This window comes from Rhodococcus sp. JCM 9793 (assembly GCF_055380405.1).
Genome location: NZ_AP043721.1, coordinates 1,722,161 through 1,736,858, shown reverse-complemented (window position 1 = coordinate 1,736,858; position 14,698 = coordinate 1,722,161). Strand labels below are relative to the sequence as shown.

Annotated in this window: 13 protein-coding genes; 1 reads left to right on the top strand and 12 read right to left on the bottom strand. The window is 64.3% G+C overall.

Annotated features, from left to right (window positions below):
* Positions 1–38: 38 nt before the first annotated feature.
* From ACZ46K_RS10385 to ACZ46K_RS10360, 6 genes are all read right to left on the bottom strand, one after another.
* Complete coding sequence (locus ACZ46K_RS10385) at positions 39–1,880, bottom strand: flavin-containing monooxygenase (RefSeq protein ID WP_464748063.1); 1,842 nt, start codon at positions 1,878–1,880, stop codon at positions 39–41.
* A 68-nt stretch (positions 1,881–1,948) separates the two neighbouring features.
* Complete coding sequence (locus ACZ46K_RS10380; protein ID WP_464748061.1) at positions 1,949–2,410, bottom strand: VOC family protein; 462 nt, start codon at positions 2,408–2,410, stop codon at positions 1,949–1,951.
* A gap of 42 nt (positions 2,411–2,452) precedes the next feature.
* On the bottom strand, positions 2,453–3,343 hold the full coding sequence (locus ACZ46K_RS10375; RefSeq protein ID WP_054805119.1) for a cyclase family protein: 891 nt from the start codon (positions 3,341–3,343) through the stop codon (positions 2,453–2,455).
* Between the two features lie 401 nt (positions 3,344–3,744).
* The gene (locus ACZ46K_RS10370) at positions 3,745–3,876 is read right to left on the bottom strand and encodes a hypothetical protein (RefSeq protein WP_464748059.1); all 132 of its coding nucleotides are present in this window, start codon (positions 3,874–3,876) and stop codon (positions 3,745–3,747) included.
* A 46-nt stretch (positions 3,877–3,922) separates the two neighbouring features.
* Entirely contained in the window at positions 3,923–4,957 is a 1,035-nt protein-coding gene (locus ACZ46K_RS10365) for an alcohol dehydrogenase catalytic domain-containing protein (RefSeq protein ID WP_464748056.1), read from the bottom strand.
* Positions 4,958–5,290: 333 nt separating this feature from the next.
* Positions 5,291–6,811 (bottom strand): MFS transporter, encoded by a 1,521-nt coding sequence (locus ACZ46K_RS10360; RefSeq protein ID WP_054809739.1) that lies wholly within the window; start codon positions 6,809–6,811, stop codon positions 5,291–5,293.
* Between the two features lie 354 nt (positions 6,812–7,165).
* Between ACZ46K_RS10360 and ACZ46K_RS10355 the strand changes: the two genes are divergently transcribed.
* Positions 7,166–7,327, top strand: a complete 162-nt coding sequence (locus ACZ46K_RS10355; RefSeq protein ID WP_464748053.1) for a hypothetical protein — start codon at positions 7,166–7,168, stop codon at positions 7,325–7,327.
* A gap of 17 nt (positions 7,328–7,344) precedes the next feature.
* On the opposite strand, the gene ACZ46K_RS10350 is transcribed toward ACZ46K_RS10355, so the two are convergent.
* From ACZ46K_RS10350 to ACZ46K_RS10325, 6 genes are all read right to left on the bottom strand, one after another.
* Complete coding sequence (locus tag ACZ46K_RS10350) at positions 7,345–8,304, bottom strand: TIGR03619 family F420-dependent LLM class oxidoreductase (protein ID WP_054809740.1); 960 nt, start codon at positions 8,302–8,304, stop codon at positions 7,345–7,347.
* A gap of 126 nt (positions 8,305–8,430) precedes the next feature.
* Positions 8,431–9,183, bottom strand: coding sequence for an SDR family NAD(P)-dependent oxidoreductase (locus tag ACZ46K_RS10345; RefSeq protein ID WP_464748051.1), 753 nt, complete (start codon positions 9,181–9,183; stop codon positions 8,431–8,433).
* Positions 9,184–9,245: 62 nt separating this feature from the next.
* Positions 9,246–10,244 carry a 2Fe-2S iron-sulfur cluster-binding protein gene (locus tag ACZ46K_RS10340; protein WP_054805121.1) on the bottom strand — a complete coding sequence of 333 codons (999 nt, stop codon included), beginning with the start codon at positions 10,242–10,244 and terminating at the stop codon, positions 9,246–9,248.
* Positions 10,245–10,311: 67 nt separating this feature from the next.
* Positions 10,312–12,213 (bottom strand): flavin-containing monooxygenase, encoded by a 1,902-nt coding sequence (locus ACZ46K_RS10335; protein ID WP_464748049.1) that lies wholly within the window; start codon positions 12,211–12,213, stop codon positions 10,312–10,314.
* A gap of 110 nt (positions 12,214–12,323) precedes the next feature.
* Complete coding sequence (locus ACZ46K_RS10330) at positions 12,324–13,895, bottom strand: class I adenylate-forming enzyme family protein (RefSeq protein ID WP_054805124.1); 1,572 nt, start codon at positions 13,893–13,895, stop codon at positions 12,324–12,326.
* A complete protein-coding gene (locus tag ACZ46K_RS10325; protein WP_464748046.1) occupies positions 13,892–14,698 on the bottom strand; it encodes an enoyl-CoA hydratase in 807 nt (268 codons plus the stop codon). The genes ACZ46K_RS10330 and ACZ46K_RS10325 overlap by 4 nt, the downstream gene beginning before the upstream one ends.

The following is a 14,698-nucleotide window of genomic DNA, read 5'->3' as shown; positions in this document are numbered from 1 at the left end:
TCCTTGGTTGTGGGTGAATGGTTGCGTGCGTCGAGATGTCACCGCTCGGCGACGAGGCCTTCGAGCTTGCCGTCCCCGCGCCAGGCCTCGAGCAGTTCGAAGTATTGGAAGCCCGGCACGTAGACGCCGGAGACCAGCGGGTTCCGCGTGTCGGCGATCTTTCCTTCGTTGTTGTAGAGACCAGGGGTGCAGGTGAGCAGCCAGTCGGTGCGGGTCGCGGTCTGATCACTCATGACCTTGCCCCAGGCTTCTTCGGCTTCGGCCGTCGGCTCGATCGTCCGTGTACCCGACGAGATGCAATGGTCGATCAGGTACGTCATGTGTGCCGCCTGCTCGTCGATGAGGTGGGCGATGTTCGTGATGGTCGCGGTCTGGGTGAATCCGAGCAGGAACAGATTCGGGAAGTCCTTCGACAGGAATCCGTGCAGTGTGCTGATGCCGTCCGCGAACTTCTTCGACAGCCGGTTTCCGTTGCGGCCGAGCACGTCATAGCCCGCCTTGTCCGTCCACGAGCGTCCGCCCTGGAATCCGGTCGCGTAGACGATCAGGTCGAAGTCGCGCTCCTGACCGTCCGACACGATCCCGATCTCGGTGATCCGCTCGATCGGCGTGCTCGCCGTGTCGACGATGTCGACCGAGTCCTTGTTGAACGAGGGCAGGTACTCGTCGCTGAAGCCCGGACGCTTGCACATCGTGCGGTAGTAGGTCTTGAGCTTGTCGGCCTTCGACTTGTCCTCCACGACGGCGTCGATCCGGTCGCGGAGCATCTCGTTCCACTCGTAGTCCGAGCGCTCCATCGCGTCGATGAGTACCTCTAGGCTGGGGTTCTCGCCGCCTGCCTCGAAGACCGCGTCCATCTGGTACTTGGCGAACTTGACCCAGCCGTCATCGACGTCGCTGACCGTGGCACGGTCCTGCACGCATTTGTCGAACGCAGCGCGGCGCTCCCGATGCCATCCCGGCTTGAGTGACTTGAACCAATCGACGTCCGTCTGTGCGTTCTGACGCGGCATCACCTGCGTGGGTGTGCGCTGGTACACGACGACCTCGTCGGCGTACTCCGCGAGCTGTGGGATCACCTGAAGGCCGGTAGCGCCGGTGCCGATGATCGCGACCTTCTTGCCGCGCAGACGGTCGAGGTTTCCGCTGTCGTCGCCACCGGTGTACTCGTAGTCCCAGCGGCTCGTATGGAAGCTGTGACCTGCGAAGGACTCGATTCCGGGGATGCCGGGCAAGTGTGGGCGCATGAACAGACCGCTCTGGGTGGCGACGAAGCGAGCCCTGAACTCGTCGCCGTTGTCGGTCCGAACGGTCCAGCGAGCAGTGTCCTCGTCCCACTCCATGCCGGTGACACGTGTCTGGAAGAGGGCGTGGTCGTACAGACCGTGCTGCTGAGCCAACGACCGGCAGTACGCATAGATCTCGCTGCCGCGGACGTATCGCTCGGTGGGAACGTAGCCGGTCTCCTCCAGGTACGGCAGGTAGATGTACGACTCGACGTCGCATCGGACGCCCGGGTAGCGGTTCCAATACCAGGTTCCGCCGAAGTCGCCGGCGACGTCCAGGATCTTGTAGCTCGAGACCCCGACCTTCTCGAGCTCGATTCCTGCGGTTATTCCCATGAACCCGGCACCGACCACTAGCACGTCCAGATCGAGCGACATCGGACCCGCCTCACGCGGACCGTCGACGTGCGGATCGGCGTCGAACTCCGAGAATTTCCCGGTGAAGTCGATCGCCTGGAACTGCTCGGCGCCTTCCTTCGTCAGTCGCTTGTCGCGCTCGGCCGCATACTTCTCGCGGAACACGTCCAGCCGATCGACTTTGCGGGAGGGAACAAAGGAGTGCGGATCGGCGATACCGACATTTCGATCATTCATGGGTGAGTCCTAAAGGGAGTCTTTGTGCGTGGTAGCGGAGCCGAGGTCTCGTTCGACGTGGACCGAGCTCACCAAGCAGTGCCTGCGGGGATGAACATGAACTCGACCCGGTTGCCATCGGGATCGGCGACGAAGGTGTACTGCGCGGCTCCAGGGTCGTCCAGCCCGACGCGGGTGTCGGGCACGAGTGTGCCGCCGAACTCCACCATCGACGCGGCTGCAGCATCGACGTCGTCGGCGAAGAACGACAGATGGGTGAGTCCGAGATTGTTGCGACGGTGGTGGGGCTTACCGATCACACCGGGCTTGCTGTACGCCAACAGTTCGAACCGCAGCCCGTCCTTCTCGATAATGGTCGCGGTGAGGCTGCACGGTGCGTCCACCTCGGGGATCGGCTCGGCGAGCTCGTAGTGAGCCAACTCAGTGAAGCCGAGACCGTCCCGGTAGAAGCGGAGCGCGCGCGCCAGATCCGACACACAGAGGCCGACGTGGGAGGAGCGGTAGGTGCTGGCAGCTGCATTCTGAGTCATTGTGGTGATTCCTCTCGAACCGAATTGGTGAGCGATCGTCGATCAGCCGACGGCGACCGGAGTGACGGGGCTTGCGGTACCGCCGGTGATGTTGAGAGCACCGATGGTGAGCAGAAACTCGTGGCACTTGTCGGCCGCCAGTTCCTTGAGGTCAAGGTTCTCGACGAGGTGGATTCCGTTGTCCACGAGCAGCACGATGTGTCCGCCGAGGTACACGTTCTGATCGAACGGGATCGCCTCGACGGCCGAGTTGTCCGACCCGACTAACGCGACGTCGCATTCGGCGAGGTACGTGGCCGCATCGATGCCGATACCCGGCTGGGGAAGCATCTCTCCCTGCGACTGCATGAAGTCCTCGAGCCATCCCGTGCGGATCAGCACGAGGTCGCCCGCGGCCAGGGCGATGCCCTGCTCATCAAGAGCCTGCGTCAGTTCGTCGCGGGTGATCACATGCCCGGCAGGGAGAACGTCGACTCCCTTGGACGCCGCGACGTCGATGAGCACACCGCGACCGACGATCGGATCGACATTGTCGATTCCGCACTTGTCGGCGCCGGAATACGGGCTGACGCCGTCATGCGGATGACCGTTGTAGATCTTGTTCTCCGAGTACACGTGGCACAGCGCGTCCATGTGAGTCGAGGTGTGCGACGGCATGATCAACTGATCCTCGTGGGCGCCGACACCGGGGACGCCCCCGTTCGCGCGCGCCATCGCCTCGTCGCTGTGATTGATCATCGTCAGTCGCTGCGGGGTGCCGCGGTACTCCATGTTCGGCACGCCGGACCGCTGGATCGGGATGCCGAGACTGTACCGCTTGCCGGTCCGAGGGATTTGCAGAGCTGCCAGCACGCTCTTCTGCGTCAGCAGGTTGAGCGCACCCTTCTCATCCAACTCGCCCCATCGCCCCCAGTTCGACTTGCGTGTACTCACATCGGCTCCTTGCCTGTCGATCGTGTCGATTTGTCCTGGCGATTGTGTTCTGGCGAAAGCGGCGCATCCACGCGCATGCCCGCAGAGCGGGACCTTGGTATGAGTGGGGCCATCCGAATTGGACCGCCGTGACTCGAATCACTGTAGCCAGCGGCTACCACCTCGTCAACATGTTGCGTGAAATCTGGGCATCGAGCATTTCAGGGCTAATTTTCAGCATGGCGAGCGCGCCCGTCCCTGGCTATGAGCTGACGGGGATCCGTCAATGAACTTCTCGGCGACGATTTCACCGCGGTCGCAGGTTCTTCGTGATCCGAGGCACGCCACAGAGGCCGTGAAAATCATGGTGGACGAGGATATTCACCTCGAGTTCAGACACGGCGCTGCATTCGTTCGTTCAATCATGTTCGTGCACTGCGCCCTTGGCTCTGGTAGAAGCCGGAGGTCGACACGTCGAGACAACGTGCCATCCGATGAACTGCAGAGGTCGCGTACTCGGCGTCTGTCGACGAGTAGCGCTCTGCCTTGGTCATCGCGCTGGTCACTCCGCTTCGACGGCGGGTCTTCAGCCTCGCCGATTCAGGAACGAGCGAAATCGATCACGGCACGGCCGTGCAGTGAGCCGTCTCGAAGCTTGGAGTAGGCCGTCTCGATGTCGTCGGGCGAAAATACCTCGACCGGGCTCTGGATCATTCCACGCCGAGCCAGCGCCATCACCGAATCGAGATCGCTCACTGTCGATCCCTGATAGGTGAAGACCTCGCCGTCACGCGGCAACAGGTGGAACCACTCGCCGAGCGTCGCGAGACGTCCGCCGCCCGCGCCGACCAGACCGTACTTGCCGCCGGGGCGCACGGCGGCGATGCCGGTGGCGATCGTCTGGTCGATCCCGACGAAGTCCAGGAGCGCGTCGGCCCCTCGGCCGCCCGTCAGCGCGCGGATCTGATCGAGGGTCGAGTCGTTCACGCCCTCGAACGTCTCGTGCGCACCGAACTCCCGCGCCATGGCCAGCTTTTCCGTCGACTTGTCGACGGAGACCACGAAGGCGGGACTCACCGCGCGGAGGAACTGGATGGCGAAGGATCCCAGCCCGCCCGCACCGAACACGACGACGGTCGACTCAGGCGTCAGCGATCCCCGGATCCGGTCGACTCCGTGGTAGGCGGTGGAGCCCGCATCGCCGAGCGGAGCTGCGTGGATCGGGTCGAGCCCGCCGAGCGGCACGATGTCGCGTGCATTCTTCACGAGCACGAAGTCGGCGAGTCCGCCGTCGTGGCCGTACCCGCGGCCGGCCTCTGCATTACTGCAGTTGTTGGGGGCGCCGCGCAGGCAGTACCAGCACTGTCCGCAACTGCTCGCGGGCAGGACCACGACGGACTCGCCCATGCTCAGATGATCGACGCCCTCGCCCAGTGCGACGACGTCTCCGGCGATCTCGTGACCGAGTGTGAACGGGAACTTCCACCCGGCCGGTTCGACCGCGGCCGCAGGCATCTGCTGCATGTCTAGATCCGAACGGCACAGGCCGACAGCCGACACCCGAAGCACCGCCTCCCCCGGGCCCGGTGTCGGCTCGGGAGCCTCCTCCCATGTCGGTGCAGTCAGCGGTGCCATTATCCGGAAAGCGCGCATTTTTCACTTCTCTTTCATCGAGGTCTTCTCACTTGGGACGCGCGGGAGCGTGACTGGCAGTGCCGGCGTGTCGCGAGGTCGAGACGTAGAGCCCTCGGTTCCGCGACGACGCGCCGATGACCGCCGCACGCGCCGACACCGAATAGCTTCCCCCGGCCACCGCACCGGAATATCCACCCGATTCCAGGCGTGGATCGGGTCACCGAACCAACCTTCGCTGCCTGAACACCGCTCCGCGTGGTCGCCTGCTGCGCGCAAAATAACTGCATCCCAACCAACTTGGCAACACCTCCGACCACCCGCGGTGCGGCTTGGTCAGCGTGCAGCGGGCGCCGGCGGATGCGCGGCCGCATTGAGGTCGGCATCGTCGATCTTCGCCGCCGGAACCGTCAGTTGAACAATGTTGCGCGGGACAAGGACTACTGCGATGAGGCTGGTGATCGCGATGCCGGCACACATGATCCATGCCAGGTGCATGCCCATGGACGAGTACAGCGGCATGCCGTCGACAACTCGAGCAACGTTCGAGTTCAAGACGGTGAACACGGCAACCGGCAGGATCGACCCGATCACGGACTGACTGGTTGCGACAATGCTTGCCGTCGACGCCTGCAGCTGTGGTGGCACGGTCTGGATCTGGAGGTTCGGAATGGAGCTGTATGCCAGACCGGTTCCGAGGCCTGTGATGATTGCGCCCACCAGAACAATCGTCTTGGTGTCCATCCCTGAAAGGACTACGAATGCGCCGATGGCCAGCAGCGTGGTGCCCACTGCACAGAGGATGCGTGGAGTGAGTCCACGGCCGATCATTACACCGACGAGTATGCCGCCGATGACTTGCGCGACACCGAGCGGCGATTGAATGAGCGCGAAACCTCGGGCGTCGACACCGAAACCGTACCCGAGGCCCAAGGACGCAGACGTCATGCACATCAGCGGAAGGATTGTCGAGCTCACTGTGGTCGAGCCGTACGCCATACCTGCAGTGATCGCGGTCAGTCCGACGGACCGGCGGGTCAGCAGCCGTAGATCGATCAGCGGTTCCCTGATGACTGTCGCGGAGTAGATCCAGAGAGCGATCAGCACGGCGCCGAGAACCAACAGGCCCAACGTTGTGCCCGATGTCCATCCCCAGCCCCCTCCAAAACTCACCGCGACCAGGATTGCCCCGATGCTGCCACCGAGAAGCGCGGCGCCGACCAGATCGATCTTGGACCGAAGGCGGTACAACGACTCGTCCGTGGACAGCTTGATACAGATTCCCGCCACAATCAGGATGATCGTGAAGAACCAGAAGATCGACCGCCACCCGTAATCGTCGATGAGCCAGCCGGTCAGAAATGGCGACGCGATACTGACAATCCCCATGCCGCTGGTTGCAAGGGCAATCGCCATAGCGACCGTCTTCGCCGGGTAGACGTCTCGAATGAGCGAATAGCTGAGGAACAGGCACGAGACGAGCAAACTCGACATCGCTCGCCCGGCCAGTAGCAGCGCGAAGTTCGGAGCCACTGCCGAGACAAACGAACCGGCGGCCGCGACGAATACGCAGATGAGCAGGACGCGACGTTTACCGATCATGTCGGCGATCTTTCCCAAGGTGGGACTGATCACCGCAGCAACCAGGAGGAACGCGGTCTGGACCCAGCCGCCCTGATCGGTCCGGAAGTGAGCCATGATGTCCGGCAGCCCAGTTGAGATCATGCTGTAGCTCATGGTGAGGGCTTCGAGAAGTACGACCAGCGATATCAGAGACAGAATCAGTCGAGGAGACCAACCCCGTTCACGGGCCAGGGGTGCGGGGGCGGGGACGTCAGCTGATCCGACTTGTGCCATCGATGTTCCTCGTGCTCGTAGGTGCGGTTACCTCGTGAGAGTGACGTTGGGCTGTAACCCGGATAGGCCGGGTGAGGTGAGCCCTGAAGGGCCCCGGCCCGTTCGGTGCGGCTCGACAGGACTGACAGCCCCGGCCCAACCGAACGACCTCGCCCGCTGATCGAAATCTTCGATGCGATCGCTTGTGTAAGGAAGTGGCGGACGACATCAACAGCCAGGTCGGCAATTGCGTCCTGGCGGAGGTGGCGCATTATGCGCTTTCGCACAGAGCGGGCCCTTGGTGTCAACGGGTCACTCGAATCGCGTCCCTGTGACGGGAATCACTGTAGCCAGTGGCTATCCTTCGTCAACACATTGCGTCGACTCGAGGTCATTGCGGCCCTGGCGTTCTGCTGGGCGGTACTGCGCCGGTTCACGGAACTCGAGATCGAAGACGACACCGCGACGCTGCTGACGGGTCGCCGCGCAAACGACACGACCGCGAAACTGTTGCTGCTCAGCAAGTTATGGATATGACAGTCGCAGTTGACGAACTACTTCCCCCCGCGGCTGAAGCTCGTCTCCTCGGCCCGTCGGGCGCCCCCATTCCGGGCCATGAGCTCGCGGTATCCGTCAATGAACTCCTCGGCGGCCGCCAACGATCTCGCGTCCGCATGCACGCACAGCGACGTGGCCCCCGCCTCTCTCAGCCGGTCGACGTCCCGATGCCACCGCGCCACCGACGCGTCGTCGTCGAGGTCGACAGCGGGCGCCTCGACCTGAATCTCGATCTCCGACAAGCTCCTGCCCGCTCGCTCGAGTTGCTCGCCGAGTGCGTCGACGGCGGCTCCGAATGCCTCGACGCCGTGGATCACCGAAGTCCCGATCGCGGCGGACATTCCAGCGTCGGCGATGACCGGACACCATCCGCTGCCGAACTGGGTCACGCGGCGACGCGCCGCTGCACTGTTGCCGCCGATCCAGACCGGGGGGTGAGGGCTCTGAGCCGGGCGCTGCAAGCGCATCTCACCGGTGGCCGCGAAGTCGGCGCCTGCCACCGGGGTCGGCGGATCGGTCCAGATGCGACACAGTGCGTCGATCGCCTCGTCGAACAACTCTGCGCGACGGTCGAAGTCGACACCGAGCGCGGCGAACTCCGACCGTAGATAGCCCGCACCGACTCCCGCGACGAGCCGGCCTCCCGAGAGCGTATCGAGAGTGGTGAGCTCCTTCGTTGCCAGATACGGGTTCCGGAATGGAAGGACGAGCAGGTTCGTCATGAGCTTCAACGTCGTCGTCGCTGCTGCTGCGAACGCGAGCGCCACGACAGGCTCGAAGGTGTCGTGGCCACCGTTGCGGTACCACTTCGCCGACGGCGCGGGATGGTCTGCGAGGCACACGGCCTCGAACCCGCCGGCCTCCGCGCGACGGCTGATCTGCGCGAGCGCCGCTCCCGTGAACACGCTCGGATGCGCGTCGGGGACGTCACTCGGATACTCCAGGGTGAACTTCATGCTGTGGCTCCGGTCCCTCACATCTGCGACACGGCCAGCGGGTCGTCACGACCGCAGAAGCCCATGTCCGCGAAGTGAGCGAGCGCGTGATCGCCTCGCACACCTCGCGTCTGCGTACTGTCTCTACTACGCGCCTTTGATCGCGAGGCGGCCGGCCGTGGCGCCGCCGTCCACGACAAGGTCGTGACCGGTCACATAGTTGGCCTCATCGGAGGCGAGGTACAGGATGCCGGTCGCCATCTGTGCCGGGTTTGCGGCGTAGCCGATCGGCTGGATCCCGTGGAGCACCTTGATGAACTCGGGGTCCGGCGGGACCATTCCAGACAGCATGGTGCCCGGCGACAGGGTGTTGACGCGCACACCCGAGGGCGCAAGCTCGATCGCACAGGCCTTCGACATCCCGATCACGGCGGCCTTGGAGCCGCTGTAGAACGCCATGCCCTCGGTCGGCAGCGAGCCGCCGTTCGACGCGGTGTTCACGATGGCGCCCGAACCCTGCGCGGCCATCACTCGACCGGCTGCCCGGGTCCCGTAGAAGGCTCCGAGAATGTTCACGCCGACCATGCGGTCGACTTCCTCATTGGGAGCGTCGATCAGATTGCTGCCGCCGAAGACACCAGCGTTGTTGACCATCACGTCGAGCCGACCGTAGCGCTCGACAACGCCGCTGACCAGGCTGTCCACTGCAGCCGAGTCCCCCACGTCGGTCTGCACGAACTCCGCACCCGCCGCAGCGGCGACTATGGCTCCGGCCTCAGCGTTGACGTCGGCGGCGACGACGGTGGCGCCCTCCGCGACCATCAGCTCGACGGTGGCCTTGCCCAGCCCCGACGCTGCGCCGGTGACGATGACGATCTTGTCCTGCATTCTATTGCCCATGTATGACGAACCTCCTTCAGCGCGTACGACGGTCGCACGACTAATCGGACTGAGAACTACAGTCAGAACTCAATTTCAATCGGACCTTCGTCCGGCCGGGACTGGCATCCCAGCACGTATCCCGCCGCAACCTCGTCGGGCTCGAAGACGTCACCGACGACGCCGCTGACGCTGCCGCCGACGACTCGGCAGACACATGAGCCGCATTCACCGGAACGGCACGAGTACGGCACATCCACGCTCTCCGCCAGCAACGCGTCCACCAGCGTCGTGCCGGTCGGCCATGCGAACCGGTGGGCTACACCGTCGAGAAGCACGGTCGTGTCGACCGTCTCTGCGGCCGATCCCTGGTCCGAGGCGGGCGCCGGGGCGAACGGATCACCGGTGATCGAGGAGAACACCTCACGGTGGAACCGTTCGCGCGGCACACCCGCCGACTCGGCCGCCGTGCCGACGACGTCCATGAACGGGCCCGGCCCGCACACGAACACCTCGCGCGAGGCATCTACGGTGATCAGCTCGGCGAAACGCTCGACGGCCGGAACGCCCTCCACGTTGTCGAACCAGTGGATGACGGTGAGCCGGGCGCGATGCCCGGCCTGCAGATCATCGAGCTCTCGGGCGAAGATGACAGAATCCGCATCGCGGTTCGCGTAGAACAGCGTGACTGGTCGAATCCCCTGCGCCAGTGCGTCTTTTAGGATAGACATGACCGGTGTGATCCCGCTGCCTGCCGCGAAGAGTAGCAGGCCCCCCTCGTAACCCGACGGTGTGAACCGGCCGGCGGGAGGCAGGACGGTCATCGACACGCCGGCCTTCACGTTGTCGCACAGCCAGTTCGACCCGTACCCGGACGGGACCCGCTTCACGGTGATCTTCAGGTCCTCGTCGAGCGACGGCGTGCTCGAGAGCGAGTACGACCGGGCGACGTGACCGGTCAGGTCACTCGGAATCCGGATGGTCAGGAACTGTCCGGGCTGGTACGTGAACGTCGGCCGGTCTGCCTCCGTCGGCCGAAGGACGATCGACCGGGCGTCGGGCGTCTCGTCGATCACCGCCATCACCTCAAGCAGATGCCCCCGGCTCGACAACTCGCGGCCAGTAGTCTCCGTCGGCTGCACGACGTTCCTACTCCTCGCTCGCGAAGTCGAAATCGCTCAGACAAGGATCCACACTCATCGCGAAGTACTCTTCGCCGTCCCACGGAGCACTGGTCTGCAGACGACCCCATTTGTTGACGTAGTAGTTCTTCCGCGTCGCGCTCGTCTGCGAGAGGTAGATCAGCCGACAGGCTTCCTTGTGCAACTGCTCGTTGTAGTGGTCGAACGCCTCCCGCCGGATGTCCATCGACGCGTACCCGTTGTCGAGCATCGCCAGGATCCCCCCGGCGATGTACCCGCACCAGGTCTCCAGCCAGATCGGCAACCCTGCGCCACTCGCGACCGGTTGGGAGTTGGGACCATAGAGCATGAACAGGTTCGGGAAGCCCGGCACGGTCATGCCGAGGTGGGCCTGTGCGCCCTGAACCTTCCACACGTCTTCCAGACTCACCCCGTCCGCACCGACGTACTCGGTCGGCCACAGGAACTTCTCCGTCTGAAAACCGACCGCAGCGATGATCAGATCGGCGTCACGCACGGCGCCGTCGGAGGTCTGCACGGCGAAAGGGCTGAGGCGCTCGATGGGTGTCGTCACCAGTTCGACGTTGTCTCTGGTGAGCGACGCGTACCACTGATTGTCGACCACGGGACGCCGGGTCATCGGGGGATAGTCCGGGACCAGCTTCTCGATCAGGTCCTCGCGGTCGTTCACCTGGTTGCGGATGTACTCGACCAGCATCTCCCGCATGGCGTCGTTGCGCTTGTTCACGTCGCCACCATCGGCGATCCACTGCTCGTCCGCGATGAGGAGCTCTCGAAGGTCGTTCGATGCGAAACCGGCGATGTACTTGTTCCAGTTCCAATAGAACGGCATCGCCTGAAAGAGCCACTGCAGCTCTTCGGAAATCGCTTCGCCGTATCTCGCGCGAGGCGAGATCCACTGCGGGGTCCGCTGATAGACGGTTACCGACGCCGCCTCACTCGCGACCTTCGACAGCAACTGGACACCGGTCGAGCCGTTGCCGATGATGGCGACGTTCTTCCCGGCGTAGTCGATCGAGTCGTTCCACTCCGTGGTGTGCACGATCTGACCGGAGAACTCCGCGGCGCCCTCGACGGGCAGTTCGCGCGGTGTCGCGAACAGACCGCTCGCGGCCACGACGACGTTGGCCACGACGGTGGTCGGCGACTGCTTCGCCTCCGTCACTGTCAGGGTCCACGTTTTCTCGACGTCGTCGAACCGCGCGGATGTCACCTCCGCGTCGAAGACGATGTGCTCGTACACACCGTGCTTGCGTGCGACGTGGTCGAGGTACGCACGTACCTCGGACTGGCGCGCGAAGTACTCGGTCCACGGGTACTTCTTCTCGAACGAGTACTCGTACGACGCACTGAGCGTGTCGACGCGGACGTCGGGATAAGTGTTGATGCTCCACACTCCCCCGATCTCCGAGCGACGTTCGTAGACGGTGAACGGGATGCCGAGTCGGGCGAGCTGCACGCCCATCGCGATACCGGAGAATCCGGCTCCGACGATCGCGACCGAGTAGCCCTCCGGGACGGGTGTCTCGCCTGTCGACTCCCGCTGGAAGGTCCACTCAGGGAACGACAGGATCTGACGGCGCATGAACAGGTCCTCGGACGCCAGGTCGCGAGCCTCGGCCATGCGGATGAGATCGGTGATCTCGTCCTGAGACGGTGTCTGCGCCTCGTCGGCGAGATCACCGGAGATCAGGTACTCGACCGCCTTCGACCTGATCAGATCGGTGTCGGAATCGGAGAACACCACGGTGTCCGCCACCATGCCCGCGACACGCTCAGCATGCACTGCGGCGATGTCGGGATCGCGAGTCGCCTGGAACAGAGCCATCCGGAGGACGTTCACATCGGCGTCGGCCACCGCGCGCTCCACAAACTTACGGTCTGGCATTTGGGGCTTCATTCTCACTCCTGTACATGCCTGGGCATGAACGCATGGGCGTCACTACTGAGTTCTGGGAAGGATCGTCTGCGCGGTCCACGACTGCGGACAGACGGGCGTCAGGCACCGGTGTGCGCGGCGACCTGACGGTCGAGAATGCGCTCACGCAGGCTTTGCTTGCGGATCTTCATGGTCGGGGTCTTCGGCAGTTCCGCGACGAACTCGAGCTGCTCGGGGAACTTCGCGGGCGAGATGCCCGACACTCGGCAGTAGTCCCTCAGTTCGTCGAGCTCGACGCCTTGTCCCTGGTCGGTCAGCTGCACTACCGCACAGATCCGTTCCCCGCGGACTTCGTCCGGGAGCCCGATCACGGCGACGTCCTCGATCGCGGGGTGCTTGCCCAGAACGTCTTCGATCTCGGACGGGCTGATCGATTCGCCCTTGCGGATGATGAGGTCCTTCTCTCGACCGACCAGCGTGAGGTGACCCTCACGCCCGAGCTTGCCGATGTCGCCGGTGAAGAACCAGCCGTCGGCGTCGAAAGGACGGACGATGGTGCCGTCGGAGATGTAGTGCTTGAACAGGATCGGCCCGCGCAACCACACTCGGCCGGTGCCGCCGACGGGCAGCACCTCGTCCGACTCGGACCGGATCTGGATCTCGCAGTTCAGGACCGGACGTCCGGATGTCGTCGAGAGCTGGTCGATGGTGTCGGCCGGACGGGCCGACGCGATCATCGGCGACTCCGTCATCCCGTACCCGTGCAGGATCGGTACACCGACCTCAGTGACAACCTCGTGGAACAGCTTCTCCGGCATCGGAGCGCCTCCGCCGGCGAGCATCCGCAGGGTCGGCACCACCGGGACGCCCGGCGTCTTCCGTTGCTGCTGGAGGAGGAGGGAGTAGTGCGGGGTCGATCCGCCGGTGAGCGTGACGTCGTGCCGACGCATCAGCCGAACCGCAGCCACAGGTTCGTACACCCCCATCAGGACCAATGCCATGCCGCTCGACAGCGAGGCGATCAGCATGTCGGGTCCGCCGATGTGCGCGTACGGGAACAGGATCGTTCCGGTGTCGGCACGCGTCACCTCGAGGGCGTCGGCCACCCCGAGCCCGCCTGCGACGAGCGTGCTGTCGGTGTGGCAGACACCCTTGGGAGCCGATGTGGTTCCGGACGTCGTGTAGATCCAGCGGATCTCATCCGCACCGGACTCGACCGGAGCCAGTGCGGCAGGATCGCCCTCGGGCAACCTGTCGGCGAGGACCATGACCTGCAGCGGCGCGGACACCGCGGCGCGGACCTCCTCGGCCATGCGAGCGTGATCGAATCCGCGGAACTCACCGACAGTGATGAGCCACTGCGACGCGCACTGCTCGACCATGGCCGTGACCTCACGCCCGCGATAGAGCGGGATGATCGGGTTCTGCACGGCGCCGATCCTCGACAGGGCCAGGCTCAGAATAACTGCGTCGATGCTGGTGGGGAGCTGCCAGCTGACGACGGCGCCCGGCTCGATGCCCTCAGCGAGCAGGCCGGCCGCGGTGTGCTCAGCGGCCGCGAGCACACGGGCGAACGTCTCGCTTCGATCGTTCTCGTCGATCAGTGCGACAGCGTTGGGGGTCGCATCGACGCGGCGGGTGAGCAGGGACCAGATCGTCGTGGCGTCGCTGATCCGATCGGTCGCGTTCACGTACGGTCCTTCTTCGATTCCGCCGGCAGCGGAGCCGCGGTGAGCAGCGGGTAGCCGGTGGTCAGCATGGAATTGGCGTGACCGAGCCAGTGCATGTCGAACGCCGACTGGAGCGCCGCCTGCTGACCCATGATGTCCAGCGTCTGATTGACGGCGCGCTTGCCCTGCCGCAGGGCCCACGCGTCCATCTGCGCGATCTCGCGGGCAAGATCCATCGTCTGGGCGTCGAGCTCATCGACCGGCACGACACGGTTGACCATGCCGGCCGCAAAGGCCTCCTCCGCCGAGAAGCTGCGCGCGGTAAAGAGCATCTCCTTCGCCCGGCGGGCGCCGAGTTCCCAAGTGTGCGCGTGATACTCGACTCCGCCGATCCCGTACTTGGCGACCGGATCGCTGAAGAACGTGGTGTCGGCCGCCACGATGAGGTCGCACGGCCAGATGACGTTCAGCGCGCCGGCGACACAGGCACCCTTGACCGATGCTATCGACGGCTTGGGGACGTCACGCCAGCGACGGGAGAAGCCGAGGTAGTACTCGGTCTCCCATCCGTACGCGGTCTCCAGCAGACTCTTGCCGGCGGACGGTTCGTAACCGGAGGTCGTCGACTTCAGATCGTGACCCGCCGAGAAGTTGTCACCGTTGGCGCGAACCACAATGACCTTCACGGCATTGTCGGTCGCCGCGTCCCGCCACGCGGCGTCGAGCGCCTCCAGCATCGGTTCGTTCTGGGCGTTGTGCTTCTCCGGACGGTTCAGGGTGATGACAGCGACTGCGTCCTCGACCTTGTAGTCGATCAGCGACAT